Raw genomic sequence first — 24,563 nt, 5'->3', positions numbered from 1 at the left:
CGCGCCCTTCTCAGCGGCGGGCCCCGGCGGCGGCAAGGTCGTCCAAAGCGAGGTTCAGCGCCAGCACGTTGACGCGCGGCTCGCCGAGCAAGCCGAGGGTCCGCCCCCGCACCTGCGCGGCGACGAGGCCGCGGACCGCCTCCTCGGGCAGATTGCGGGCACGGGCCACCCGCGGCACCTGGAACAGGGCGGCCTCGGGCGAGAGGTCGGGGTCGAGCCCCGAGCTGCTCGTCGTGACGAGATCGACCGGCACCGGCCGGCCGGGATTCTCGGCCTTGAGTCGGTCGAGGTCGGCCCGCACGCGCTCGGCCAGAGCCGCACTGGTGGGGCCGAGGTTGGAGCCCATGGAATTGGCCGCGTTGTAGGGCGCCGGCACGGTCTTAGCCGCATCCGCCGGGTCCGGCGCGGTGGTGGCCGAGGGGCGGCCGTGGAAGAAGCCGGCCCCGGTGAAGGACTGCCCGATCAGGGCGGAGCCGACGATCCTGCCGTCGCGCTCGATCAGGCTGCCGGCGGCCTCGGCCGGGAAGATCGCCCCGGCGAGGCCGGTGACCGCGAGCGGGTAGGCGAGGCCGGTCACCGCCGTCAGGGCGACGAGGAGGACGAGGGCGGGGCGGAGCGGGTTCGACATGGCGTGTTCCATTCTAAGCGAGGTGGAGGGCGGAGACGGCCATGTCGATGGCCTTGATGCCGAGGAAGGGCACCAGCACGCCGCCGAGGCCGTAGACGAGGAGGTTGCGCCGCAGCAGCGCGGCCGCCCCGACCGCCCGGTAGGTGACGCCCCGCAGCGCCAGCGGGATCAGCGCCACGATGACGAGCGCGTTGAAGATGATGGCCGAGAGGATCGCGCTCTGCGGCGAGGCGAGCCCCATCACGTTGAGCGCCTGGAGCGGCGGATAGAGCGTCAGGAACATCGCCGGGAGGATGGCGAAGTATTTGGCCACGTCGTTGGCGATGGAGAAGGTGGTGAGCGCGCCACGCGTCATCAGCAGCTGCTTGCCGATGCCGACGATCTCGATGAGCTTGGTCGGGTCGGAATCGAGATCGACCATGTTGCCGGCCTCGCGGGCCGCCACCGTGCCGGTGTTCATGGCGACGCCGACATCGGCCTGGGCCAGCGCCGGCGCGTCGTTGGTGCCGTCGCCGCACATGGCGACCAGCTTGCCCTCGGCCTGCTCGCGCCGGATCAGCGCCAGCTTGTCCTCCGGCGTCGCCTGGGCGAGGAAGTCGTCGACGCCGGCCTCCGCCGCGATGGCCGCGGCGGTGACGGGGTTGTCGCCGGTGATCATGACCGTGCGGATGCCCATCCGGCGCAGCTCGGCGAAGCGCTCGCGGATGCCGCCCTTCACGATGTCCTTCAGGGCGATGACGCCGAGCAGGCGGCCGTCCTTCGCCACGGCGAGGGGCGTGCCGCCGGCCCTGGCGATCTCCTCGGCGATCGCCCGGATCTCGCCCACCGCCTCGGTCTCGGCGGCGGGATGGTACGCCAGGGCGGCACTGGACCCCCGCGTCGCCGTCGGCTGGCCGGAGACCGAGGCGATCACGGCCTCGACCGCGCCCTTGCGGATCGCGCTGCCCTCCAGATCCACGCCCGACATCCGCGACTGCGCGGTGAAGGGCACGAAGGTGGCGTTGAGCCCGGCCATGTCGCGGGCGCGCAGGCCGACCTTCTCCTTGGCGAGCACGACGATGGAGCGGCCCTCCGGCGTCTCGTCGGCGAGCGAGGCGAGTTGCGCCGCGTCGGCCAGCTCCGCCTCGGAGACGCCGCGGACCGGCCGGAACTCCGTCGCCTGCCGGTTGCCGAGCGTGATCGTGCCGGTCTTGTCGAGCAGCAGCGTGTCGACGTCGCCCGCCGCCTCGACGGCGCGGCCGGACATCGCGAGCACGTTGAAGCGCACCAGCCGGTCCATTCCGGCGATGCCGATGGCGGAGAGCAGCGCGCCGATGGTGGTCGGGATCAGCGTGACGAAGAGCGCCACCAGCACGATGACGGGGATCGATCCGCCCGCATAGGCCGCGAAGCTCGGGATCGAGGCCACCGCGAAGACGAAGACGATGGTCAGCCCCGCGAGCAGGATGTTGAGCGCGATCTCGTTGGGCGTCTTCTGCCGCGACGCGCCCTCGACGAGGCGGATCATGCGGTCGACGAAGGTCGCGCCGGCCGCCGCGGTGATGCGCACCTTGATCGCGTCGGAGAGCACCTGCGTGCCGCCGGTCACCGCCGAGCGGTCGCCGCCGGATTCGCGGATGACGGGGGCGGACTCGCCGGTGATGGCGGCCTCGTTGACGGAGGCGACGCCCTCGATCACCTCGCCGTCGGAGGGAATCAGGTCGCCGGCCTCGACCAGCACCACGTCGCCGACCGTGAGCGCGGTTCCGGGCACGGTCTCGTAGCCGGGTCCGCCGCCGGTGAGGCGCTTGGCCGTCATCTCGGTGCGGGTGCGCCGGAGCGCGTCGGCCTGGGCCTTGCCGCGGCCTTCCGCGAGCGCCTCGGCGAAGTTCGCGAACAGCAGGGTGAACCAGAGCCACAGGACGATCTGGCCGGAGAAGAACAGGTCGGGCCCGCCCGCGGCGAGGTCGCGGACGAAGAGCCCGGTGGTGAGCGCCGCCACCACCTCGACCACGAACATGACCGGGTTGCGGATCATGGCCCGCGGATCGAGCTTGGCGAGCGCGCCGCGGAGCGCCGGCCCGATCAGGGCGGCGCTGAACAGGGATTTTTTCTCACGGGACATGGGTCGGTGCGTCCGGAAAGGGAGCGGGAGGCCCGGCGCGGCCGGGTCATCGGAGGTTTCTTGGGCCGGTCAGGGCGCCGTCGTCCCGGCGGCCAGGGCGAAGGCCGCCAGCAGGGCGAGGCCGCCGAGCAGGGCCACGAAGAGGAGCGCCAGCACGAGGTCGGAGACGCGGACCGGCCGGAGCGGGCCGCCATGCGCCCGATGCCGGGGCAGGCGGCGCGGCGCCGGCCGGGCGCGGGGCAGGCGCCGGGGGGAGAGGGCGCGCGGCATGCTCAGCCCCCCGCCGGAAACGTCTGCCCGGCCGCACCGGCGAGGTGCTCGACGATGGGGCCGAGGGCGAGCGAGGGGAGGAAGGTCAGGCCGCCGACGATCAGGATGACGCCGACGAGCAGGCCCACGAACAGCCCGCCATGGGTCGGGAAGGTGCCGGCGGAGGCGGGCAGCGTCTTCTTGGCCGCGAGGGAACCGGCGATGGCCAGCGCCGGGATGATGACGAAGAAGCGGCCGACCAGCATGCCAACGGCGAGCAGGCTGTTGTAGAACGGCGTGTTTCCGGAGAGCCCAGCGAAGGCCGAGCCGTTGTTGGCCGCCGCCGAGGTGAAGGCGTAGAGGATCTCCGAGAAGCCGTGCGGGCCGGCATTGGCGGGGCCGGCCAGCCCCGCCGGCAGCACCGTGGCGAGCGCGGTGCCGCCCAGCATCATCAGCGGCAGGCAGAGGATGGCCAGCATCGCCATCTTCACCTCCCGCGCCTCGATCTTCTTGCCGAGATATTCGGGCGTGCGCCCGACCATCAGGCCGGCGACGAAGATCGCCACCACGACGAAGACCAGCATGCCGTAGAGGCCCGCGCCGACGCCGCCGACGATGATCTCGCCAAGCTGCATGTTGAGCATCGGCACGAGGCCGCCGAGCGCGGTGAACGAGTCGTGCATGGCGTTGACCGCGCCGCAGGAGGCGGCGGTCGTCACCACCGCGAACAGGGCGGAGGCCAGGATGCCGAACCGGACCTCCTTGCCCTCCATGTTGCCGCCGGCGAGCCCGAGCCCGTTCAGGACGGGGCTGCCCGCCGCCTCGCTGGCATAGGTCACCGCGACGCCCGCCAGGAACAGCACGCCCATGGCGGCGAGGATCGCCCAGCCCTGGCGCTCGTCCCCGACCATGCGGCCGAAGACGTTGGTGAGGGCGGCGCCGAGGGCGAAGATCGAGACGATCTGGACGAAGTTCGCCAGCGCGGTGGGGTTCTCGAACGGGTGGGCGGCGTTGGCGTTGAAGAAGCCGCCGCCGTTGGTGCCGAGCATCTTGATCGCGACCTGGCTCGCCACCGGGCCGACCGCGATGGTCTGCCGCGCGCCTTCCAGGGTCGTGGCGTCGACGTAGGCGCCAAACGTCTGCGGCATGCCCTGAGAGACCAGGAACAGCGCGTAGACGAGGCAGATCGGCAGCAGCAGGTAGAGGGTGCAGCGGGTCAGGTCGACCCAGAACGAGCCGACCGTCCTGGCCGAGGCGCGGGCAAAGCCGCGGATCAGGGCGACGGCGAGGGCGATGCCGGTGGCCGCCGAGAGGAAGTTCTGGTGCGTCAGCCCCAGCATCTGGGAGAGGTACGAGAGGGTGCTCTCGCCACCGTAGTTCTGCCAGTTGGTGTTGGTGACGAAGCTCGCCGCGGTGTTGAAGGCGAGGTCCGGCGCCACAGCCGCCTGGCCCATGGGGTTGAGCGGCAGCACGTCCTGCAGGCGCAGCACCGCGTAGAGCAGCACGAAGCCGAGCCCGTGGAAGGCGAGCAGGGCGAGGCCGTAGCCGAGCCAGGTCTGCTCGTGGCGCGCGTCGATGCCCGCGAGCCGGTAGAGCCCGCGCTCGACCGGAGCGAGCAGGGGCGAGAGGAGGGTGCGCTCGCCGGTGAAGACGCGGGTCATGTAGAGCCCGAGCGGTTTCACCAGCGCGAGAACGACCGCGCAGAACAGCGCGATCTGGATCCATCCGTCGAGAGTCATGGGGGGATTGGTCCGTCAGGGCCGCTCGGAGCCGCCGGGCATCGCTCAGAAGCGTTCCGGGCGGACGAGGGCGAAGGTGAGGTAGGCGAGGAGCCCCGCGGTCACGAGGGCGCCCAGGGCGAGGTCGAGGGTCATGAGAGCCTCTCAGAGGCGCTCGCAGAGCGCGGCGTAGCCCGCGGCCAGGCCGAAGAAGGCGAGGCCGCCGAGCAGGAAGACGAGGTCGAGCATGGGGTGCGTCCGTATCCGTCCGGCCGTCGGCGGCGGGACGCCCCGCAGCCGATCCGGGCCGGCCCCGAATGTGGACGGGAACCGCGTGAGGGTTCGAGAGGGAGAGGAGGGCGATCCTATAAGGATCGCATCAGGATCGGGCGGGATCCGGGTCCGGCGCGGTCAATCGACGGTCCGCCCGGGCCGGTGCTGCCGACGCGGCCCGGCGGGCAGCTCCTAGGAGCGCTTGGGCTCCTCAGCCGGAGGCGACACGAAAGCCGACCCCTTCGGACCGACGAGCCGGCGCGACCTGCTCGAGATCCAGACCGCGTCCGGCGGGCCTTCGATGATCGGGCCGATCGGGTTTGCCGCCTTAGATCTGGATCAGGCGGATGTTGTTGGTGTTCCCCGACGTATGGAACGGGATGCCGGCCGCCGTCACGATGAGGTCGTGGGGCTTGGCGAACCCTTCCGCCTGCGCGTGGCGGCAGGCGTCGGCGGTCATCGCCTCGTAGGTGTCGACGTCGTCGGTGCGGACGCTGTGCGCGCCCCAGAGCAGGCTCAGGCGGCGGGAGGTGCCGACATCCGGGGTCAGCGCCAGGATCGGCACCGCCGGCCGCTTGCGGGCGACGCGGGCCGCGGTCGTGCCGCTCGCCGTGTAGGCGACGATCGCCGCCGCGTGGACGGCCTCGGCCAGCACCGCCGTCGCCGTCGCCACGGCGTGCGGCGGGGTCTCCTCCTCGCCGGGCTCGGAGGCCGCGATGATCGAGCGGTAGAGCTTGTGCCGCTCCACCGAGCGGATGATCCGGTCCATCATCGCCACCGCCTCGACCGGGTAGCGGCCGCTGGCCGATTCCGCCGAGAGCATCACCGCGTCGGCGCCGTCGTAGATCGCGGTCGCCACGTCGGACGCCTCGGCCCGGGTGGGTGCCGGCGCGCTGACCATGGAGTCGAGCATCTGCGTCGCCACCACCACCGGCTTCACCGCGAGGCGGCAGGCGCGGATCAGCTCCTTCTGGCGGCCCGGCACGTCCTCGTGCGGGATCTCGACGCCGAGATCGCCGCGGGCGACCATCACGGCGTCGGAGAGGCGGATGATGTCGTCGATCCGCTCCAGCGCCTGCGGCTTCTCGATCTTGGTCATGATGCCGGCGCGGTCCCCGATCAGGGCGCGGCCCTCCAGCACGTCGGAGGGCTTCTGCACGAAGGAGAGCGCCACCCAATCGACCCCGAGTTCGAGGCCGAAGGCGAGGTCGGCGCGGTCCTTGGCCGTGAGCGGCGAGAGGTCGAGCAGCGTGCCGGGCAGGTTCACGCCCTTGCGGTTCGACACCGTCCCGCCCGTGATCACCTCGGCCTCGATCGTGCCGTCCCCGAGGCCGACGACCCGCACCCGCACCCGCCCGTCGTCGATCAGCAGATCCTGCCCCGGCACGACCGCGGCGAAGATTTCCGGATGGTGCAGCGGGATGGCGTCCTTGCCGCCGTCCGTCCCTTCGAGCACGAAGCGCACCCGCTCGCCCGCGGCGAGGTCGAGCCGTCCGTCCCGCACCGTGCCGACGCGGATCTTGGGTCCCTGGAGATCCTGGAGGATGCCGATCGGGCGCCCGACCTCGGCTTCCAGGGCGCGGATCGCGGCGTGGACCCGCGCGTGATCCTCCTGGACGCCGTGGCTGAAGTTGAGCCGGAAGGTGTCGACGCCGGCCAGGAACAGGGCCTTCAGCATCTCCGGCGTGTTGGTGGCCGGGCCGACGGTGGCGACGATCTTGGCGTAGCGGTGACGGCGCATGGTGGGCTCGGCCGATCACGGCCGCCTCTGTCGGAGTGGATCAGGCGATCAGAGTCGCGCGGACGCCGCTCACATTGGTCAGGATCGGCCGAAGGCGACCCCGCGCGGGACCGAATCGGCGATCGAATCAGGGTCGGGCCGGGGGCGGTCGCGCCGAGCCCGGCGGGGGACGGACGCGGCCGACGACCCGCCGCCCGCGCGGGCCCGGCTCAGGCCTCGCGAGGCGCGTGCTTCGGGGCGGCTTCCTGGCCCGCCACGCCCTTGCCCGCCGCACCTTTGCCCGCCGCACCCCGCTCGTACCAGCCCCGGCTGCGGTTCACGATCCACACGACCGAGAGCATCACCGGCACCTCGACGAGCACGCCGACCACGGTCGCGAGCGCCGCGCCCGAGTGGAAGCCGAACAGGCTGATGGCGGCGGCCACCGCGAGTTCGAAGAAGTTCGAGGCGCCGATCAGGGCCGAGGGGCCGGCGACGCAGTGCCGCTCGCCCGCGGCGCGGTTCATGAGGTAGGCGAGCCCCGAGTTGAAGTAGACCTGGATCAGGATCGGCACGGCGAGCAGGCCGATGACCGCCGGCTGGGCCAGGATCTGCCCGCCCTGAAAGCCGAACAGCAGGACCAGGGTGGCCAGCAGCGCCGCCAGCGAGACCGGTCCGAGCCGGCCGAGCAGCCGGTCGAGCGCGGCCGGACCGCCGGAGGCGAGCAGGCTGCGGCGCAGGACCTGCGCGACGACGACCGGGATCACGATGTAGAGCACCACCGACAGGACCAGCGTGCCCCAGGGTACGGTGATGGACGAGAGCCCGAGCAGCAGGCCGACGATGGGGGCGAAGGCCACCACCATGATGGTGTCGTTCAACGCCACCTGGCTCAGGGTGAAGTGCGGCTCGCCGCGCGTCAGGTTCGACCACACGAACACCATGGCGGTGCAGGGCGCGGCCGCCAGGATGATGAGGCCGGCGATGAAACTGTCGATCTGGTCCGCCGGCAGGTAGGGCCGGAACAGGGTGCCCACGAACAGCCAGCCCAGCGCCGCCATCGAGAAGGGTTTGACCGCCCAGTTGATGAACAGCGTCACGCCGATGCCGCGCCAGTGCCGCCCGACCTGACGCAGCGAGGCGAAGTCGATCCGCAGCAGCATCGGGGTGACCATCAGCCAGATCAGGACGGCGACGGGCAGGTTCACCCGGGCGATCTCGGCCGCGCCGACGGCGTGGAAGAGGCCGGGCAGGGCGTGGCCCAGCGCGATGCCGGCCGCGATGCACGAAGCCACCCAGAGGGTGAGGTATCGTTCGAACAGGGACATGTGCGCCTCCTCAGGCGCCGGCGACGCGGCGGCCCTGCGGGTCGATGACGGGCTCGCCGTCCTCCTTCGCGAATTCGCCCCGCTGCGGGGGCAGCAGGTCGAGCACCGCCTCGGACGGCCGGCACAGGCGCACGCCTATCGGACTCACCACCAGCGGCCGGTTGAGCAGGACCGGGTGCGCCGCGACGGCGTCGAGGAGCTGCGCGTCGGTGAGCGCCGGGTCGCCGAGCCCGAGCTCGGCATAGGGCGTCCCCTTCTCGCGGAGCACCGCGCGAACCGGGAGGCCGGCACGCGCCAGCATCTGCCGGATCAGCGCCCGGCTCGGCGGCGTCTTCAGGTACTCGATCACGTGCGGCTCGATGCCGGCGTTGCGGATCATCGCCAGCGTGTTGCGCGAGGTGCCGCAGGCCGGGTTGTGGTAGATCACGACGTCGAACGCCTCAGGCATGGGCGGTGTCTCCGCTGGGGCAAGCGCAGGCGGACAGGGCCGCCAGCGCGGCGTCGCAGACCTCCGGCCGTCCCTGGCAGCAATCGCGCATCAGGAAGGCGATCAGGTCGGACAGGCCGGCATAGGCGGCGCTGTAGACGACCGACTTGCCCTCGCGCCGGGAGGTGATCAGCCCGGCATGGGAGAGCTCCTTCAGGTGGAAGGAGAGGTTGGTGCTCGCGACCCCGACCGCCGCCGCGAGCGAACCGGCCGCCAGACCGTCCGGCCCGGCGGTGACGAGGGCGCGCACGACCCGCAGGCGATGCTCCTGGCCCAGGGCGGCGAAGGCCGCGAGGGCTTGCCGTTCGTCCATGATTGATCCATCATTTCAACGATCATTGAAACGTATAGGGATCCGCCGCCTTGGACAAGCCCCAGCAGCCCTTCTCCGACGGGATGCCGAATCTCTCGGACGCCCATTTCGAGGTGCCGACGGCGGAACGGGTGCAGGCCTCGGCGCCGCCCTCCCACGCGCCGCGCTTCCTGATCCTCTACGGCTCGCTGCGGGAGCGCTCGTTCAGCCGCTTCCTGGCCTACGAGGCGGCGCGCCTCTTGGAGGCGATGGGCGGCGAGGTCCGCCTCTTCCACGCCCACGGCCTGCCGCTGCCGGACGACGCGGCGGCCGACCACCCGAAGGTGCAGGAGCTGCGCGCCCTGTCGATCTGGTCCGAGGGCCAGGTCTGGGTCAGCCCCGAGCGGCACGGCACCCTGACCGGGGTCATGAAGAGCCAGATCGACTGGCTGCCGCTCAGCGAAGGATCGGTGCGCCCGACGCAGGGGCGCACGCTCGCGGTGATGCAGGTATCGGGCGGCTCGCAGAGCTTCAACGCCGTGAACAGCCTGCGCGTGCTCGGGCGCTGGATGCGGATGGTGACCATCCCGAACCAGTCCTCGGTGCCGACGGCCTACAAGGAGTTCGACGAGGACGGCCGGATGAAGGCCGGGCCGCTCTACGACCGGGTGGTCGATGTCTGCGAGGAGCTGATGAAGTTCACCCTGTTGATCCGCGGGCGGGCCGACTACCTCGTGGACCGCTATTCCGAGCGCAGGGAACGCGCGCCGGCGCGGCTCGCGGCTCTGGCCGCCGAGATCGGCTTCGGCCGGCGGTAGGCGCTGCGGACGCAGCCAAACCCTCGATCGTGCGGTGAGGTTCGGGAAACGATGACGGCAGATCCCTTCCTGGCGGGCTTTCAGCTTCGCGACATCGACGCCGACGGCATCCGCATCCGCGCGGCCGTCGGCGGGTCGGGTCCGCCGGTCCTCCTGCTGCACGGGCATCCGCAGACCCACGCCACCTGGCACGCCGTCGCCCCGCCGCTCGCCGGGCATCACAGCGTCGTGGCGATGGATCTGCGCGGCTACGGCGATTCGCAGAAGCCGGAGGGGGGTGAGCGCCACGCCAACTACGCCAAGCGCGCCATGGCCGCCGACGCGGTCGCGGTGATGCGGCACCTCGGCCACGACCGCTTCGCCGTGGTCGGGCACGACCGCGGCGGGCGCGTCGCCCACCGCCTCGCGCTGGATCATCCCGATGCCGTCACCCGGCTCGCCGTGCTCGACATCGCGCCGACCGCGACGATGTACGCGCGCACCGACAAGGCCTTCGCCACCGCCTATTTCTGGTGGTTCTTCCTGATCCAGCCGGCACCCCTGCCGGAGCGCCTGATCGCGGCCGACCCGGAATTCTTTCTACGCACCCATGTCGAAGGCCAGTCGAAGACGCCGGGCAGCCCGAGCCCGGCGCTCTTCGCCGAGTACCTGCGGGTCTACCGCGATCCGGCGACGCGCCACGCGATCTGCGAGGATTACCGGGCGGCGGCGGGAATCGACCTCGAACACGACGCGGCCGACGCCGAAAGGCGGATCGCGGTTCCGCTCCTGGCGCTCTGGGGCGCCCAGGGGACGGTGGGGCGGACCTACGACGTGCTGGCGACGTGGCGCGAGAAGGCCGCGGACGTGCGCGGCGCCGCGCTCGATTGCGGTCACACTCTGCAGGAGGAGCGGCCCGACCTCGTACTCGCGGCCCTGCGCGATTTCCTGGCGTGAGGGCGCCCCGGCCCGGCGCCTCCTTACACGAAGGGCTTCACCAGCACCCGCCGGCCCTCGCGGTCATGCACGGTGACGTGCCACTCGGACCAGTCCTCGCGGCCGGCGAGGCTGCTCATCACCTCCTGCGCCACCTCGTCGGCGCGCCGCACGAGGCGCTCGGGGACACGGATGTCCTTTCCTCGCGCGTCGAACACGCATTCGTAGCCGTTCGTCGCGTGGAAGCGGTAGCGTGCCATGGGCCCCCATTCCTCCTCTGACCGATCCGGAAAAGACCGTCGTTCGCCTTTCGTTCCATATGGGGACAGAATGGGGAAAAGGGCAATGCGGCGTTCAGTGCCGTCAGGGACTTGCACCCGGTTTTGAGCGATGGGGCGGCCTGGGGACAGGCGGCCAACCGAACCGAAACCGGGAACCGTGTCAGGCCGACGCCTCCCCGGACGCGAGGTAGGCGCGCCAGCCGCCGTGCCCGCTGATGTCGCGGGCGCCCGCGAGTCCGGCCGCCTCCGCCAGAAACCCCTTCGGGGTCGTGCCGTCGGCGAGCGACAGCGTCCCGATCGCGAGCGGGGAGGGGATGGCCGCCACGAAGCGGCCGAAGGCGTCCGGCGCCAGCGCCCAGACCTCGGTCTCGATCGCGGTACCGGTGCCGGGCGCGACGCGGATCAGGCCGGGCCGGGCCGGCGGGCCGCCGGGGAGGGCGTGCAGGCGGTAATCCGGGCGCGTGGCGACGGCGCGCAGGAAGTGGGCGCCGCGGGCGGTCAGCTCGCCGTTCAGCGGCAGGCCGGACAGGTGCGCGCCGACGACCGCGACCTCGATCTCGTCGCCTTGCGCGCGCGTCACCTGCGGCGCGGCCTCGGCGGGGAGCGGCAGGCCGCTTGCCCCGAGGGTGGCACCGGAGGCGGCGTGGAGGCGGGCGCCGAGTTCGGCGAGGAGCCCGTCGGCCCCGCGCGGCGCGATCAGCGTGACGCCCGACGGAAAACCGTCGGCGCGCCACCGGCCCGGCACCGCGAGGGCGCAGAGATCGAGCAGGTTGACGAAGTTGGTGTAGGTGCCGAGCTCGCTGTTGGGGCCGACCGGGTCGGCGGCGAGGTCGGCGACGCGGCGCGGACGCGGGTAGGTCGGCACCACCAGCACGTCGATGGCGCGCCAGACCGGCTCGGTCGCCCGGCGCAGTTCGGCGAGGCGGTAGAGGCCGGCGAAGGCATCCGCCGCCGAGTGACCGGTGGCCGCGCCGATGATCGCCCGCGTGGTCGGGTGCAGGGCCTCGGGCCACGCCTCGAGGAAGGAGCGGATCGCCTGATAGCGCTCGGCGACCCAGGGCCCCGCGTAGAGAAGCTGCGCCACCGCGTGGAAGGGCGCGAGATCGACCGCCGTCGTCGCGCCGCCGAGCAGGGCGCGAAGGTCGGCCAGCGACGCGTCGAAGGCCTGTTCCGAGAGGGGATCGCCACCAAAGATCCGGCCCGCCGCATCCGGCACGCCGAGGCGCAGGCCCGGCGGCAGGCCGCCGGGGCGGGGCGGGACGGGCAGGGCGCGCGCAAACGGGTCCTGCGGATCGTAGCCGGCCATGATCCGGAAGACCGCGTCGGCCTCGCTCACGGTGCCGGCGAAGACGGAGAGGGTGTCGAGCGTGCGGCAGGCCGGGACCACGCCCCGCCCCGAGACGCTGCCGAGGGAGGGTTTGAGCCCCACCACGTTGTTGAGGCCGGCCGGGACCCGGCCCGATCCGGCGGTGTCGGTGCCCAGGGCGAAGGTGACGAGGCCGCGCGCCACCGCGACCGCCGAGCCGGACGAGGAGCCGCCGGGCACGATCGACGGATCGCAGGCGTTCTTCGGGGCAGGGTAGGGGGTGCGCAATCCGACGAGCCCGGTGGCGAACTGGTCGAGATTGGTCTTGCCGACGAGGATCGCGCCGGCCGCGAGCAGGCGCGCGACGGCGGGGGCGGTCGCCTCCGGCGTGTAGGCGAAGTCCGGGCAGGCGGCGGTGGTGGGCAGGCCCGCCACGTCGATGTTGTCCTTCACCGCGAAGGGCACGCCCCAGAGCGGCGTCCGTTCGAGGTCGAAGGGGCCGAGGGCGCGCGCGGCGGCTTGCGCCTCCGCCTCCGGCACCAGGGCGAGGAAGATGCCGGGATCGTCGGCGGCGGCGATCCGGCGATAGGTCTCCGCCACCACCGCCTCGGGCGAGAGCCCGTCGGCGTAGGCGGCGTGGAGCGCGCTCAGGCTCGGGAAGGCGGGAACCGGCATATCTCTCTCACGTCGGTGAAGGGGCGACGGGCCGGCGGCACGTCTCCCGGAAGAAGGGGCTCCGGCGGCCCGAGCCGAACGACGGGGCTGCCGGGGCTATCGCGGCGCTTCTCGGTCCCGGCCGCCCCGCGGCAGCCGCCCGGCAGCCTTGGCCTGGAGGCCGAGCACCACCAGGCCGAGGATCGTGGTGAGGGTGCGCTGGATCCGCTGCATCATCGGCCGTCTCCGTGCATGCGCGAGGATCGCGCCGGGTGGGAAGGACGGCTCTTGCAAGATCCATCCCCGTCTCAGACCTCGAGGACGGCGACGAGGTCGCCGCCGCGCAGGGTGCGGCCGGGCCCGGCGCGGATCTCCCGCACCCGGCCGCCCACGGGGGCGGTGACCGCCACCTCCATCTTCATCGATTCGAGGATCGCCACCGTCTGGCCGGCGGCCACGGTCTCGCCCTCGCCGACGAGCACCTTCCAGACATTGCCGGGCACGGTGGTCGGCACGCCCTCGCAGCCCGGCGGGATCGCGGCGGCCTCGTCGGCCACCGCCTCGTCGGCGACGAAGCTGTCGAGCCCTTCCGCCTTCCAGCGCTCGCGCTCGGCGGCGAAGGCCGCCTGCTGGCGCGCGCGCGCCGCCTCGATCTCGGGCGCGTGGCCCGCCAGCATGGCCCGGTGCTCCGCGTAGGAGAACCGGCCGTCCTCGATCCGGATCGGATAGGCCCCGTGCGGGAAGGCGGCCCGCGCCTCGGTGAGTTCGGCGTGGCTCACGGGGACGAAGCGGATCCGGTCGAAGGGCCGCAGCAGCCAGGGGTGGTCGGGCACGAATTCGCGGGTCATGCGCCAGGTGTTCCAGATCTGGATCGTGCGCCCGAACAGCTGGTACCCGCCCGGCCCCTCCATGCCGTAGATGCACATGTAGGCGCCGCCGATGCCGACCGCGTTCTCCGGCGTCCAGGTGCGGGCCGGGTTGTACTTCGTCGTGACGAGGCGGTGGCGCGGATCGACCGGGGTCGCCACCGGCGCGCCGAGATAGACGTCGCCGAGCCCCATCACGAGGTATTCCGCGTCGAAGATGATGCTTCGCACCGCCGCCTCGTCGGGCAGGCCGTTGATGCGGCGGATGAACTCGATGTTCGAGGGGCACCAGGGTGCGTTGGGGCGCACCAGCTCCTGGTACTTGCGCATGGCGAGTTCGGCCTGCGGGTCGTTCCACGACAGCGGCAGGTACACCGTTCGGCTCGGGACGCTCACATCCTCGGCGGCCGGCAGGCCGGCCTCGATCTCGCGCAACAGGCCGAGGAGGCGGGGGCGCGGCAGCGCCGTGCCGTCGTAGTGGATCTGCAGCGAGCGGATGCCCGGCGTCAGGTCGATCAGGCCCGGCAGCCGCGCCGCGCGCACCGCTTCGGCGAGGAGGTGGACGCGCAGGCGCAGGCCGATATCGAGGGCCATCGGGCCGTACTCGACGAGGAGGTTGTCGTCGCCCTGCCGCCGGTAGGCGACGGGGACCGGACCGGTCTCGTCGCGGGCGAGGATGGGGGAGCCGGGCGTGTTCCCTCTCCCCTCCGCGGGCACCCTCCCCCGCAGAGGGGGGAGGGCTTTCGCCAGTGCTTCATCCTCCGGCCGTTCCACCGGCCGGAACCGCACGGTGTCGCCGGGCCGGAGCTGGCCCATCTTCCACAATTCGTCGCGGGCGATGACGCCCGGGCAGACGAAGCCGCCGAGGCTCGGGCCGTCGGGGCCGAGCAGGATCGGCATGTCGCCGGTGAAGTCGATGGCGCCGACGGCGTAGGCGTTGTCGTGCAGGTTCGAAGGGTGGAGCCCCGCCTCGCCGCCGTCGCTGCGGGCCCAGCGCGGGGTCGGGCCGATCAGGCGCACGCCGGTGCGGGCCGAGTTGAAGTGCACCTCGTAAGATTCCGAGAACAGGTCGGCGATGTCGGCCTCCTGGAAGAAGTCCGGCGCCCCGTGCGGACCGTAGACGACGCCGATCTCCCAGGCATGCGTCAGCGGCGCCGGCTCGGGCGGGGCCGCCTCTACCGTCGGCGCGTCGCCGAGATGGAGCACGTCGCCGGCCTTCAGCACCCCGGTGGCGTGGCCGCCGAAGGCGCCGAGCGCGAAGGTGGCGCGGGAACCGAGCACGGCCGGCGCGGAAAAACCGCCGCGCAGGGCCAGATAGGCGCGCTGGCCCGGTCCCTCGATCGCGCCGACAGCGAGCGTCTGTCCTGCCCTGACCGGGAAGGCCGCGCCGTGGGGGCGCGGCGCGCCGTCGAGGGTGAGCCGCATCGCGGCGCCCGCCAGCGCCACCCGAGCGTCGGCGTGGAAGCGGAGCGTCGGGCCGGAGACGGTCAGTTCGAGGGCGCAAGTGTCCCGGTCGTTGCCGACCAGGGCGTTGGCGCGGGCGAAGGAGCGGGCATCCATCGGCCCGCTCGGCGGCACGCCGACCTCCCACAGGCCGAGGCGGCCGGGCAGCTCCTGCAGGCTCGATTGCGGGCCGGGCAGCAGCACCTCGATGCTTTTGGGGCGGTATTCGAGATCGCGCAGAGCCGTCGTCGCCACCCGGCCGCTCGCGAAGATCTCCGAGGCGGCGATGGTGCGCAGGTAGTCGAGGTTGGTCTCGATGCCGAAGACGGCCGTCTCGCCGAGCGCCGCCCGGAGCGCCGCGATCGCCGCCGGCCGGTCGGCGCCGGTGACGATGATCTTGGCGAGCATCGGATCGTAGAACGGCGTGACCTCGGTGCCGGCGGCGATCCAGCCGTCGATGCGGGCGGAGTCCGAAAAACGCACCTCGGTGAGCAGGCCGGCGCTGGGGGAAAAATTGGCGTGCGGGATCTCGGCGTAGAGCCGGGCCTCGATCGCCGCACCCCGCGGCGCGAGCGGCCCGGCCGCCGCGATCGGATCCTCGCCCGCGGCCTGGCGCACCATCCATTCCACGAGGTCGATGCCGAACACGGCCTCCGTCACCGGGTGCTCGACCTGGAGCCGCGTGTTCACTTCGAGGAAGGAAAAATCCTCGCGGGCGGGATCGTAGATGAACTCGACCGTGCCGGCCGAGGCGTAGGCGACGCTCTCACCGAGCGCCACCGCCGCGGCGTGGAGCCGGGCGCGGGTCGCGTCGGAGAGGCCGGGGGCGGGCGTCTCCTCGATCACCTTCTGGTTCCGGCGCTGGAGCGAGCAGTCGCGCTCACCCAAGGCTACGACGCGGCCTTGCCCGTCGCCGAAGATCTGCACCTCGACGTGGCGGGCCTCCGCCACGAAGCGTTCGAGGTAGACGCGGGCATCGCCGAAGCTCGCCCGCGCGGTGCGCTCCACCGCGGCGAAGCGCTCGGCGAGTTCTTCCGCCGAGTGGCAGAGCTGCATGCCGATGCCGCCGCCGCCCGCGGTGCTCTTCAGCATCACCGGATAGCCGATCGCCTCGGCCGCGCTCAGCGCGGCCTCCACGTCCGGTAGAAGATCGGTGCCGGGCAGGAGCGGCACGCCGCTGGCTTTGGCCAGTTCGCGGGCGGTGTGCTTGAGGCCGAAGGCGCGCAGGTGCTCCGGGCGCGGGCCGATGAAGGCGATCCCCTCCGCCGCCAGCCGCTCGGCGAAGCCGACATTTTCGGAGAGGAAGCCGTAGCCGGGATGGACGGCCTCGGCGCCTGTTTCCTTGCAGGCGGCGATCACGGCCTCGACGTCGAGATAGCTCTGCGCGGCCGGCGCCGGCCCGAGGCGCACGGCCTCGTCGGCGGCGAGCACGCCCGGCGTGAAGCGGTCGGCGTCGGAATAGACGGCGACGGACGCGATGCCCATCCGCGTCAGCGTGCGCACGACGCGGGCGGCGATCTCGCCGCGATTGGCGACCAGAACCTTGGCGAACATCTCGGGTCAGCCCTCGCGGACCGTCACGCGGATCGGCGTGGGGTTGAAGCCGTTGCAGGGGTTGTTGATCTGCGGGCAGTTCGAGATGACGCAGATCACGTCCATCTCGGCCCTGAGTTCGACGTAGTCGCCGGGCGACGAGACGCCGTCGACGATGGCGAGCCCGCCGTCCTGCTCGATCGGCACGTTCATGAAGAAGTTGATGTTCGGCACGATGTCGCGCTTCGACAGGCCGTACTTCGCCACCTCGATGGCGAAATTCTCGCGGCAGGCGTGGAGATACTTCGTGGCGTGGCCGAAGCGGACGGTGTTGCTCTCGCAGGAGCACGCCCCGGCGGAGGTGTCGTGGCGCCCGCAGGAATCGGCGGTGACGGTGAGCATCACCCGGCCCTCGCTCGACATCACCCGCGTGCCGGTGGTGACGTAGGCCGCGCCCTGCTCGCGCAGGGTGTCCTGGGCGGAGTAGCGCTCGGTGAGGTCGTCGGCCCGGTAGAACAGGGTGTCGACGGCCTGGCAGCCTTCCAGATCCTCGATGCGGATCGTCTGGCCCGCCCGCACGAGCGTGGAGAACGGCGCCTGCGCGGGCACCACCTGATCGAAGAGCGCGGTCACGGTGTCGGTCATCGGTCTGCCTCCCCTTCAGAAGCCGGCGGCGGCGTTGTTCTCGAAGCCGCGCACGGCCTCGATCGTGGCGGTGCGGCAGAGGTCGTCCGATGCCGGGGCGGGCGCCCGGAAGCGGGTGACGGCGACCGGGTTCGGCGCGTAGTCGGGTGCCGGATCGAGGGGGTGGGGACAGTTCGAGAGGGCGACGGTCAGGTCCATCTCGGCGCGCAGGTCGACGAAATCGCCCGCCGCGCGGCCGGCCTCGTTCCAGGCGAAGCGGCCCTCCGGCCCGACGACGACGGGGGCGAAGAACGAGACGCAGGGCGGGATGTCGCGCCGCTCCAGACCGCTCTTGAGGGCGGCCAGCACGAGGTTGTCGCGGGTGTTGCGGTGGGGACCGCCGGCGTAGCGCGCCGCGTTCGAGGCGGCATTGGAGCCGCCGACGAGCGCATCGTGGGCAGCGCAGGAATCCTCCGTGAGCGAGAGCATCACGCGGCCCATGTCGGAGAACAGCACCCGGCCCTTTCGCAGGGCGGCGGTCCACTGCACCTTGACGGTGTCGGCGGTGTTCAGCCGCTCGCTCGGATCGGTGGCCGACCACGCCGCCAGGGCGACGCTCGACGGGCCGTGGTCGAGCGAGAGCCGGAGCGCCTCGCCGGCCTTGAGCGCGGTGGTCCAGTACCAGCCGCCGGGGATCGTCTCGCGGTGGAGGATCGTGCCCGCGTCGAGCGGCAGGCCGCCGCGGGGGCTCGGGCCGGGCAGGGCGCGGGGGGCGTGGCCCTGGCCTGCCCGCTTCAGCTCCTCGTAGCGGCGGCGGTTTTGCGTGATCACGCTCGCTTCGTCCGACATGGTCGTGTCTCCGATGGGGCCGGGTCGTCCCGGCTCAGGAGCCCCGTCGCGGCCGGGCCGTCCCGGCAGGCCGATCTTCTGTTGATTTCGATGCTCGGTCTCACCCTCTCCCCTCATCCTGAGGCGCCGCGAAGCGGCCTCGAAGGAGGGCTCCAGGGATCGCGCGGCCGGCTGGAGCGCTCCTTCGAGGCTGAGCTGACGCTCAGCACCTCAGGATGAGGGTGAGGGTGGGACGGTCACGGGTGGTCGGGCGCCGAGGGCCCCTCGTAGAAGGCGAAGAGCTTGCGGGCGGGCTCGACGATCTCCCAGGTGCCGGTGAAGCCGGCCGGCGACACGAAGGCGTCGCCGGCGCGGAAGGTGGTTTTCTCGCCCGCCTCGTCGGTGACGACGATGACGCCCTCCAGCAGGTGGCAGAACTCGCTCTCGGTGAAGACGACCCGCCACGTCCCCCGCTCCGCCGCCCAGGTGCCGGCGGAGAAGCGCCCGTCGGCGCTGGTGAAGTGGAGCGTCGCGGTTTGGACCGGGTCGCCGGCCAGGATGCGCTCGGGCGCCGGCCGGTAGGTCGAGGGCGCGGCGGCAGAGGTCGCGAAGGCGATGACTTTGGTCATGGAAGCCTCCGCCTAGAACAGGTGGCTGTAGCGCTCGATCTCCCACGGGCTCACCGTGAGATGGTAGGCGTTCCACTCCTCGCGCTTGTAGCGGATGAATTCTTCGCGGAGGCCGGCGCCGAGGGTGGCCTCGACCAGCGGGTCGGCGGCGAAGGCGTCGACCGCCTCCTGCAGGGTCTGGGGCAGGAACTCGATGCCGCGCTCCTTCCGCTCGGCGTCGCTCAGTTCGTAGAGGTTGTCCTCGTTGGGCGCGCCGGGATCGATCCGCTCGCGCACGCCCTCCAGGCCCGCCGCCAGCACCAGGGCGGCGGCGAGGTAGGGGTTGACCGCCCCGTCGGCGTTGCGGCTCTCGCAGCGCCCGCCCCCGGCCGGCACCCGCACCGAGTTGGTGCGGTTGTTCGAGCCGTAGGAGTTGAAGACCGGCGCCCAGGAGAAGCCCGCCATCGCCCCCTGGCGCACGAGGCGCTTGTAGCTGTTCACCGTCGGCGCGAAGGCGGCGCAGAGCGCCCGGCCGTGGCGCAGCACGCCGCCGATGAAGTGGTAGCCGGTCTCGGTGAGGCCGAGACCGCGGGGATCGTCGCCCGGCGCACAGGCGAACAGGTTGCGGCCGGTCTCGGCGTCGGAGAGCGACATGTTGAAGTGGGCGCCGTTGCCGGTGCGGTCGGCGAAGGGCTTGGGCATCATCGTCGCGATCAGCCCCTCCTCCTTGGCGTAGTGCTTCGCCATCATGCGGAAGAAGGTCAGCCGGTCGCAGGTCGTGAGCGCGTCGGCGTACTGGAAGTCGAACTCGAACTGGCCGTTCGCATCCTCGTGGTCGAACGAGTACAGGTCCCAGCCGAGATCGTTGATCGTGGTCGCGACCTTGTCGAGCCAGGAGAAGTTGTCGACGAAGCCGCGCACGTCGTAGCAGGGTTTCACGAGTTTATCGTCCGCGACCGGCGTGTGCAGCGAGCCGTCGGCGGCCTGGCGCAAGAGGAAGATCTCGCACTCGATGCCGAGGTTGAAGCCGAAGCCCATGGCCTCGGCCTGCTTCAGCACGTTCTTCAGGGCGACGCGGGTCGAGAGCGGGTAGGGCTTGCCCCGGAAGGTGAGGTCGGCCGGCGCCCAGGCGAGCTTGCTCTCCCAGGGGAGCGGGATGACGCGCGAGAGGTCGGGGACCGAGGCGAGTTCGTCCTCGTTCGGAGCCTGTCCGAGGCCGTCGAGGGCGTAGCCGGTGTAGCGCTCGGAGCCGGCCGCCATCTGCGGCAGGTGGTCGAGGGGGACCACCTTGGCCTTCTGCGCGCCGTGGATGTCGACATAGGCGCCGATGACGTACTTCACGCCTTTGCTGCGCAGATCGTCCTGCACGGCGTGGATCGCCGGATCGATATCGCTGGTGTGGCCCATGGCTTCAGGCTCCTTTCGGGGCGACGGCCCGGCCGTCGTAGGAATGGGGGAGGGGCGGGGTCTCGGTGAGCCCGCGGCGGACGAGGGCGGCGAGATCCTCGACCATCCAGGCGAACAGCTCGGCGCCCTCCGCCGGGCTCGCCCGCGAGGGCGAGCCGGTGACGCCGTTGCAGCTGGTGCGGTTGACCGGGTGGGCGAAGACGAGACCCTCGGTGCGGTCCGGGTCGTCGGACTCGGCGATGCGGTCTTCGCGGACGAGGGCGGGGGCGAGCGCCTGCATCAGCGCGGTCTCGGCCCGGTTGGCGTGCCAGTCCTCGGCGTCGGCGAAATGGGCCGCGCGCACCCGCTCGCTGACGGTGGCGGTGTTGACGAGCGCCACCATCAGGTCGTCGTGGGCCGCGCGCAGCAGTTCCAGCGCGCAGCGCAAGGGGGCAGCGTTGGTGACGTGCCCGTTGACGAGGAACAGGCGGCGCACGCCCGAGTGATAGGCCTGGGCGCCGATCTGCCGGACGAGATCGGTCATCAGCAGCGGGTCGAGGGCGATCGTTCCGGGCCAGCGCCGGGAATGGCCCAGCGAGCAGCCGTAGGGGAGGGTGGGCAGCATCGACACGCCCGTGCGCGCCGAGACCTCGCGGCAGAGGGTGTCGGCCAGCACGAAATCCATGCCGCAGCCGAGATGCGGCCCGTGCTGCTCGGTGGCGCCGACGGGGAGCAGCGCGGCCCCCGCGGCGCGGGCGAGGTCGCCGGGAATCTCCTCCCAGGTGCGTTCGGACCAGAGCACGGGGAGGCTCGGGAGCGGGCTCATTCGACCTCGTCCCCCACGCTCGCCATGCGGGTGACGATGTCGAGGCCGCCGAGATCGGCCGGGCCGTCGGACTCGGCCTCGGCCGGATGGATCAGCGCGTCGAGCCGGGCGCGGGTGGCGCGGAATTCCGGCGTCAGGCTCTGGCCGGGATGGCGCGGGCGGGGCACCGGCACCTCGATCAGTTCTTCGACCTCGCCGGGATGGGCCTTCAGGACGAGGATGCGGTCGGCGAGATGGACGGCCTCGTCGAGGTCGTGGGTGATGAAGACGATGGTGATGTCGATCTTGCGCCAGATCTCGATCAGGTAGGCCTGCATCCGGGCGCGGGACTGCGCGTCGAGCGCCGAGAACGGCTCGTCCATCAGCAGGATGCGCGGGCGCATGGCGAGGGCGCGGGCGATCGCCACGCGCTGCTTCATGCCACCCGAGAGCTGGTGCGGGTAGGCGTCGGCGAAGCGCTCCAGGCCGATGAGCGCCAGCCACTGCGCCGCCTCGCGCTCGGCGACGTGGCGCGACTCGCCGTTCTCCTCGAGCCCGAAGGCGACGTTGCGCTTGACCGTGAGCCAGGGGAACAGGGTGTAGCCCTGGAACACCATGCCCCGGTCGGCGCCGGGTCCGGAGACGGGCACGCCGCCGACGCTGACGGTGCCGGAACTCTTGGTCTCGAGGCCGGCGAGGATGCGCACGAAGGTGGACTTGCCGCAGCCCGACGGCCCGACGACGCAGAGGAATTCCCGGCGGTGGGTGACGAGGTCGATGCCGCGCAAGGCGACCGTCTCGGCGCCGTCGGCATTGCGGAAGACCTTGCCGAGGCCCTCGACCCGCAGGGCGACGTCGCGGGCCTTCAGCCGGTCGAAGCGGGCGCGCACGGCCTCGCCTTGGCTGCGGTAGTCGCAGGGCTCGGCGGTCAGCGGGATCGGGGCGGACGCGCTCATGCGATCACACAGACCGTCATTCATGACATCGCTCATGCCTCGGCCCTCGCGTAGGGGAACAGGCGGCGGCCGATCAGCGCCAGGGCGATGTCGGTGGCGATGCCGACGAGGCCGATCACGAGGATCGCCGCGTAGACGTTGTCGAAGTGCTGGTAGCGGGCCTGCTGGGTGATGAAGAAGGTGATGCCCGAGGACGTGCCGATCAGCTCGGCGACGATCAGGTAGGTCCAGGCCCAGCCGAGCAGGATGCGCTGGTCGCGGTAGATCTGCGGCAGCACCGCCGGCACGATCACCCGGCGGATCAGGCGCAGGTTGCGCGAGCCCATGGTGAGCGCCGCCTCGACCAGGAGCGGATCGACCCGGCGCGTGGTGTTGGCGATGACGAGCACCTGCTGGAAGAAGGTGCCGATGACGATGATGGCGATCTTCGGCCCGTCGTAGATCCCGAGGATCGCGACCATCAGCGCGCCGAAGGCGGGCGCCGGCAGGTAGCGCACGAACTCGATCACGGGCTCGGTCAGCCGGGCGACCGTGGGCTGCGCCCCGCAGAGCACGCCGAGCGGCACGCCGACGAGGGACGAGAGCGTGAAGCCCCAGAATATGATCTGGATCGAGTGCCACAGGCTGGCCGGCAGCCAGATCGCGTCGCGCTGGGGCGGGGGTGCCGTGAGCGTGGTCCAGAAGGCGACCGCGACCTCGTGCGGCGCCGGCAGGTAGACGGGATTCGCCGCGCGGCCCTCGGGCACGGCCGTGCCGGCCCCCTGAGCCGCCGCGACCTCCTCGGAGAAGGCCGCCCGCGGCACCCGCATGCCGGGCTCCATCCAGGCCACGTCGCCGGGCTCGGTCACCTCTATCAGCGGATGCCAGAGGAAGGGCAGGTAGGAGACGGCGGCCCAGAGGCCGAGCGGCAGGAGGAAGGAGAGGAGGGTGAGCGTCAGCCGCCGCCGCGGCGACAGCGGACGCGCCACGCCGACCCAGGAGCGCCGCGCCCGCCCGGCGACGGGGGGCACCGTGGCGACCGGCGGGAGCGGGGCGACCGCTTCCGCCGGAGCGGCGTCCCCGTCGGACCGGCGTCGAGTCTGCGGCGCGCGCATCGGCTCGCTCCCCCTCACTTGCCGTCGGTCAGCGCCGGGTCGATGCTGGCCTTCACGTCCTGCGGGGTCTTGTAGACCTCGAACTTGACGTTGAAGGCGTCCGCGTGCCGGCTCGAACCGTAGAGCGAGCCGAAACCGTCAGCGTCCTTCATCACGGCGCGGCCCTCGGCCAGCGTCAGGAGCTTCGTGCCCTTGAGGAAGCGGGTGAACACGGCCGGCTCGACGCCGACCTTGGCCGCCATGATGGCCACCGCGTCCGCTTGGGTCTTCGGGTCCTGGATATAGCCGACGACCCGGTCCCACAGGCCGACGAACTTGATCCAGTCGGACCGCCGCGCCGCGAGGCTCGCGGGCGTCACCGTGACCACGTCGTAGATCAGGCCCGGCCGGTCGGCGGAGGTGTAGAGCGGGCGGGCGCCGGCCGCGCCGCGCATGGCCTGGCCGGCGATCGGCTGCCACGCGCCGATGGCCGCGACGTCGCCGGAGGCGAGGACCTGCGGCGTCTCGTTGGTCTTGGCGTTGACGAGGGTGACGTCGCTCTCCTTGATCCCGGCCTTCTGCAGGCCGTCGATGAGGAGGAGGTGCTCGACGAGGCCGACTTCGAGGCCGACCTTCTTGCCCTTCAGGTCGGCCAGCGACTTCACCCCCGGCTTGCCGACGATCATGTCGTTGCCGTTCGAGTAGTCGGTGAGCATGATCATGACGTTGCGGGCGCCGTTGCCGCTCATCACGAGGGCGTCGCCGTTGGTGCAGGTCACCGCGTCGAGCTTGCCCGCCGAGAAGGCGTCCATCGAGGCGGAATAGTCGAACCACTCGAACTTGGCGTCGATGCCGGCCTCCTTCAGCCAGCCCTTCTCGATGGCGACCTGCCACGCCACCCAGCCCGGCCAGTCGCTGTAGCCGATGCGCAGCGGCTCGGCGGCCTGCACCGTCGGCGCGGCGAGGAGGCCGAGCGCGAGGGTGAGGGCGGACAGGCCGCGCCGGACGCCCGTGAGGCCGCCGGTGATCAGACTCGGGATGCGCATGTCTCGTCTCCTGGGAGGGCCGTCTCGTCGGGCTTGCGGGTGCGGATCGGGCGCTCGTCGATGCTGCGCGCGCCGACGGGCAGCGACGGGCGGAAAAGCCCATCGTCGGAGAGCCGGAGCCGAAGCGCCGGAAAGCAGGGAGGCTGGGCGACGGCGCGGCTCGACGCGCCGTCGCCGCCTACGAAACGATGTCGGGGAAGCCGTCGGGAGGCACGGCCGGGGCGGGCCGGCGGCCGAGGCCGGCCGGCGCGGCAAGCATCGCGGGGTGGGCCCAAGTGTTGATCGAAGATGTCGAGACGACGGTCTCGGAGGCTCTGCCGGGCATACGTCCCTTCCAATACAGAAAGAGATTGTACAAGACCTGTCCTTGCCAATCTCTGGCCAGTGAGGTCTCCCGGGCTTTTATCCCGCCGTGCATCCGGGCGGATGTCTCCCGCCGCGGCAACCGCTCTCGGACCGAACACATCGAAGCGATGCTGGAACCCTAGCGATCAACTCGATGACTTTTCTAAGATCTGTGTTTTTGCTGGTCAAGCAAAGAACATCCCGCGCCTGCGCAACTTTTTATCGTTCATGCCCATGTTTTGAGCGCCGTGCGGCGTGAATTGGCAGCCGGCACGGT

General features: G+C 71.8%; 22 protein-coding genes and 1 riboswitch. Of the genes, 2 read left to right on the top strand and 20 right to left on the bottom strand.

What is annotated here, in order from left to right:
• Positions 1-10 precede the first annotated feature (10 nt).
• From ABS772_RS20285 to ABS772_RS20245, 9 genes are all read right to left on the bottom strand, one after another.
• On the bottom strand, positions 11-628 hold the full coding sequence (locus ABS772_RS20285) for a K(+)-transporting ATPase subunit C (RefSeq protein WP_350396541.1): 618 nt from the start codon (positions 626-628) through the stop codon (positions 11-13).
• A 13-nt stretch (positions 629-641) separates the two neighbouring features.
• The gene (gene kdpB / locus ABS772_RS20280) at positions 642-2,732 is read right to left on the bottom strand and encodes a potassium-transporting ATPase subunit KdpB (protein ID WP_350396540.1); all 2,091 of its coding nucleotides are present in this window, start codon (positions 2,730-2,732) and stop codon (positions 642-644) included.
• A 69-nt stretch (positions 2,733-2,801) separates the two neighbouring features.
• Complete coding sequence (locus ABS772_RS20275; protein WP_350396539.1) at positions 2,802-3,002, bottom strand: hypothetical protein; 201 nt, start codon at positions 3,000-3,002, stop codon at positions 2,802-2,804.
• Between the two features lie 2 nt (positions 3,003-3,004).
• A complete protein-coding gene (gene kdpA / locus ABS772_RS20270; protein ID WP_350396537.1) occupies positions 3,005-4,720 on the bottom strand; it encodes a potassium-transporting ATPase subunit KdpA in 1,716 nt (571 codons plus the stop codon).
• 45 nt (positions 4,721-4,765) lie between these two features.
• Positions 4,766-4,855 carry a K(+)-transporting ATPase subunit F gene (locus ABS772_RS20265; protein WP_183437366.1) on the bottom strand — a complete coding sequence of 30 codons (90 nt, stop codon included), beginning with the start codon at positions 4,853-4,855 and terminating at the stop codon, positions 4,766-4,768.
• Positions 4,856-5,300: 445 nt separating this feature from the next.
• On the bottom strand, positions 5,301-6,713 hold the full coding sequence (gene pyk / locus ABS772_RS20260; protein ID WP_350396536.1) for a pyruvate kinase: 1,413 nt from the start codon (positions 6,711-6,713) through the stop codon (positions 5,301-5,303).
• A gap of 209 nt (positions 6,714-6,922) precedes the next feature.
• On the bottom strand, positions 6,923-8,020 hold the full coding sequence (gene arsB / locus ABS772_RS20255; protein ID WP_350396534.1) for an ACR3 family arsenite efflux transporter: 1,098 nt from the start codon (positions 8,018-8,020) through the stop codon (positions 6,923-6,925).
• A 10-nt stretch (positions 8,021-8,030) separates the two neighbouring features.
• A complete protein-coding gene (gene arsC / locus ABS772_RS20250) occupies positions 8,031-8,468 on the bottom strand; it encodes an arsenate reductase (glutaredoxin) (protein ID WP_350396533.1) in 438 nt (145 codons plus the stop codon).
• A complete protein-coding gene (locus tag ABS772_RS20245) occupies positions 8,461-8,820 on the bottom strand; it encodes an ArsR/SmtB family transcription factor (RefSeq protein WP_350396531.1) in 360 nt (119 codons plus the stop codon). Before ABS772_RS20245 ends, arsC begins: the two co-directional genes overlap by 8 nt.
• 50 nt (positions 8,821-8,870) lie before the next feature.
• Between ABS772_RS20245 and arsH the strand changes: the two genes are divergently transcribed.
• Complete coding sequence (gene arsH / locus ABS772_RS20240; protein ID WP_350396529.1) at positions 8,871-9,617, top strand: arsenical resistance protein ArsH; 747 nt, start codon at positions 8,871-8,873, stop codon at positions 9,615-9,617.
• A 51-nt stretch (positions 9,618-9,668) separates the two neighbouring features.
• Positions 9,669-10,553 carry an alpha/beta fold hydrolase gene (locus ABS772_RS20235; RefSeq protein ID WP_350396528.1) on the top strand — a complete coding sequence of 295 codons (885 nt, stop codon included), beginning with the start codon at positions 9,669-9,671 and terminating at the stop codon, positions 10,551-10,553.
• A gap of 23 nt (positions 10,554-10,576) precedes the next feature.
• Here the strand turns inward: ABS772_RS20235 and ABS772_RS20230 are convergent, their stop codons facing one another.
• The 11 genes from ABS772_RS20230 to ABS772_RS20180 form a co-directional block, all read right to left on the bottom strand.
• Positions 10,577-10,792 carry a DUF6894 family protein gene (locus ABS772_RS20230; RefSeq protein WP_350396527.1) on the bottom strand — a complete coding sequence of 72 codons (216 nt, stop codon included), beginning with the start codon at positions 10,790-10,792 and terminating at the stop codon, positions 10,577-10,579.
• Between the two features lie 181 nt (positions 10,793-10,973).
• On the bottom strand, positions 10,974-12,794 hold the full coding sequence (gene atzF / locus ABS772_RS20225; RefSeq protein WP_350396526.1) for an allophanate hydrolase: 1,821 nt from the start codon (positions 12,792-12,794) through the stop codon (positions 10,974-10,976).
• A 287-nt stretch (positions 12,795-13,081) separates the two neighbouring features.
• On the bottom strand, positions 13,082-16,636 hold the full coding sequence (gene uca, locus ABS772_RS20220) for an urea carboxylase (protein ID WP_350396525.1): 3,555 nt from the start codon (positions 16,634-16,636) through the stop codon (positions 13,082-13,084).
• Positions 16,637-16,642: 6 nt separating this feature from the next.
• The gene (locus tag ABS772_RS20215; RefSeq protein WP_238255059.1) at positions 16,643-17,260 is read right to left on the bottom strand and encodes an urea amidolyase associated protein UAAP2; all 618 of its coding nucleotides are present in this window, start codon (positions 17,258-17,260) and stop codon (positions 16,643-16,645) included.
• A 15-nt stretch (positions 17,261-17,275) separates the two neighbouring features.
• Positions 17,276-18,088, bottom strand: a complete 813-nt coding sequence (locus ABS772_RS20210) for an urea amidolyase associated protein UAAP1 (RefSeq protein WP_350396524.1) — start codon at positions 18,086-18,088, stop codon at positions 17,276-17,278.
• A 236-nt stretch (positions 18,089-18,324) separates the two neighbouring features.
• The gene (locus ABS772_RS20205) at positions 18,325-18,696 is read right to left on the bottom strand and encodes a cupin domain-containing protein (RefSeq protein ID WP_238255057.1); all 372 of its coding nucleotides are present in this window, start codon (positions 18,694-18,696) and stop codon (positions 18,325-18,327) included.
• A 12-nt stretch (positions 18,697-18,708) separates the two neighbouring features.
• The gene (gene glnT, locus ABS772_RS20200) at positions 18,709-20,082 is read right to left on the bottom strand and encodes a type III glutamate--ammonia ligase (protein WP_350396523.1); all 1,374 of its coding nucleotides are present in this window, start codon (positions 20,080-20,082) and stop codon (positions 18,709-18,711) included.
• A gap of 4 nt (positions 20,083-20,086) precedes the next feature.
• Entirely contained in the window at positions 20,087-20,887 is an 801-nt protein-coding gene (locus tag ABS772_RS20195; RefSeq protein WP_350396521.1) for a creatininase family protein, read from the bottom strand.
• Positions 20,884-21,822, bottom strand: a complete 939-nt coding sequence (locus ABS772_RS20190) for an ABC transporter ATP-binding protein (RefSeq protein ID WP_350396520.1) — start codon at positions 21,820-21,822, stop codon at positions 20,884-20,886. Before ABS772_RS20190 ends, ABS772_RS20195 begins: the two co-directional genes overlap by 4 nt.
• Positions 21,823-21,854: 32 nt before the next feature.
• Positions 21,855-22,916 (bottom strand): ABC transporter permease, encoded by a 1,062-nt coding sequence (locus tag ABS772_RS20185; RefSeq protein ID WP_350396519.1) that lies wholly within the window; start codon positions 22,914-22,916, stop codon positions 21,855-21,857.
• A 14-nt stretch (positions 22,917-22,930) separates the two neighbouring features.
• Positions 22,931-23,941 (bottom strand): ABC transporter substrate-binding protein, encoded by a 1,011-nt coding sequence (locus ABS772_RS20180; protein ID WP_350396518.1) that lies wholly within the window; start codon positions 23,939-23,941, stop codon positions 22,931-22,933.
• A gap of 389 nt (positions 23,942-24,330) precedes the next feature.
• Positions 24,331-24,440: riboswitch (guanidine-I (ykkC/yxkD leader) on the bottom strand.
• Positions 24,441-24,563: the final 123 nt, after the last annotated feature.

The organism is Methylorubrum podarium, assembly GCF_040270385.1.
Lineage (GTDB): Bacteria > Pseudomonadota > Alphaproteobacteria > Rhizobiales > Beijerinckiaceae > Methylobacterium > Methylobacterium podarium.
This window is presented reverse-complemented; position numbering and strand designations above follow the sequence as displayed.

Excerpts from the sequence above, each read along its gene's own strand:
- uca (WP_350396525.1), bottom strand. The coding sequence starts at position 16,636 with ATGTTCGCCAAGGTTCTGGTCGCCAATCGCGGCGAGATCGCCGCCCGC.
- ABS772_RS20180 (WP_350396518.1), bottom strand. The coding sequence starts at position 23,941 with ATGCGCATCCCGAGTCTGATCACCGGCGGCCTCACGGGCGTCCGGCGC.
- ABS772_RS20210 (WP_350396524.1), bottom strand. The coding sequence starts at position 18,088 with ATGTCGGACGAAGCGAGCGTGATCACGCAAAACCGCCGCCGCTACGAG.
- ABS772_RS20245 (WP_350396531.1), bottom strand. The coding sequence starts at position 8,820 with ATGGACGAACGGCAAGCCCTCGCGGCCTTCGCCGCCCTGGGCCAGGAG.
- glnT (WP_350396523.1), bottom strand. The coding sequence starts at position 20,082 with ATGGGCCACACCAGCGATATCGATCCGGCGATCCACGCCGTGCAGGAC.
- kdpB (WP_350396540.1), bottom strand. The coding sequence starts at position 2,732 with ATGTCCCGTGAGAAAAAATCCCTGTTCAGCGCCGCCCTGATCGGGCCG.
- ABS772_RS20215 (WP_238255059.1), bottom strand. The coding sequence starts at position 17,260 with ATGACCGACACCGTGACCGCGCTCTTCGATCAGGTGGTGCCCGCGCAG.
- pyk (WP_350396536.1), bottom strand. The coding sequence starts at position 6,713 with ATGCGCCGTCACCGCTACGCCAAGATCGTCGCCACCGTCGGCCCGGCC.
- ABS772_RS20205 (WP_238255057.1), bottom strand. The coding sequence starts at position 18,696 with ATGACCAAAGTCATCGCCTTCGCGACCTCTGCCGCCGCGCCCTCGACC.
- ABS772_RS20190 (WP_350396520.1), bottom strand. The coding sequence starts at position 21,822 with ATGAGCGCGTCCGCCCCGATCCCGCTGACCGCCGAGCCCTGCGACTAC.
- atzF (WP_350396526.1), bottom strand. The coding sequence starts at position 12,794 with ATGCCGGTTCCCGCCTTCCCGAGCCTGAGCGCGCTCCACGCCGCCTAC.
- ABS772_RS20285 (WP_350396541.1), bottom strand. The coding sequence starts at position 628 with ATGTCGAACCCGCTCCGCCCCGCCCTCGTCCTCCTCGTCGCCCTGACG.
- ABS772_RS20185 (WP_350396519.1), bottom strand. The coding sequence starts at position 22,916 with ATGCGCGCGCCGCAGACTCGACGCCGGTCCGACGGGGACGCCGCTCCG.
- kdpA (WP_350396537.1), bottom strand. The coding sequence starts at position 4,720 with ATGACTCTCGACGGATGGATCCAGATCGCGCTGTTCTGCGCGGTCGTT.
- arsC (WP_350396533.1), bottom strand. The coding sequence starts at position 8,468 with ATGCCTGAGGCGTTCGACGTCGTGATCTACCACAACCCGGCCTGCGGC.
- ABS772_RS20195 (WP_350396521.1), bottom strand. The coding sequence starts at position 20,887 with ATGAGCCCGCTCCCGAGCCTCCCCGTGCTCTGGTCCGAACGCACCTGG.
- ABS772_RS20275 (WP_350396539.1), bottom strand. The coding sequence starts at position 3,002 with ATGCCGCGCGCCCTCTCCCCCCGGCGCCTGCCCCGCGCCCGGCCGGCG.
- ABS772_RS20265 (WP_183437366.1), bottom strand. The coding sequence starts at position 4,855 with ATGACCCTCGACCTCGCCCTGGGCGCCCTCGTGACCGCGGGGCTCCTC.
- ABS772_RS20235 (WP_350396528.1), top strand. The coding sequence starts at position 9,669 with ATGACGGCAGATCCCTTCCTGGCGGGCTTTCAGCTTCGCGACATCGAC.
- ABS772_RS20230 (WP_350396527.1), bottom strand. The coding sequence starts at position 10,792 with ATGGCACGCTACCGCTTCCACGCGACGAACGGCTACGAATGCGTGTTC.
- arsB (WP_350396534.1), bottom strand. The coding sequence starts at position 8,020 with ATGTCCCTGTTCGAACGATACCTCACCCTCTGGGTGGCTTCGTGCATC.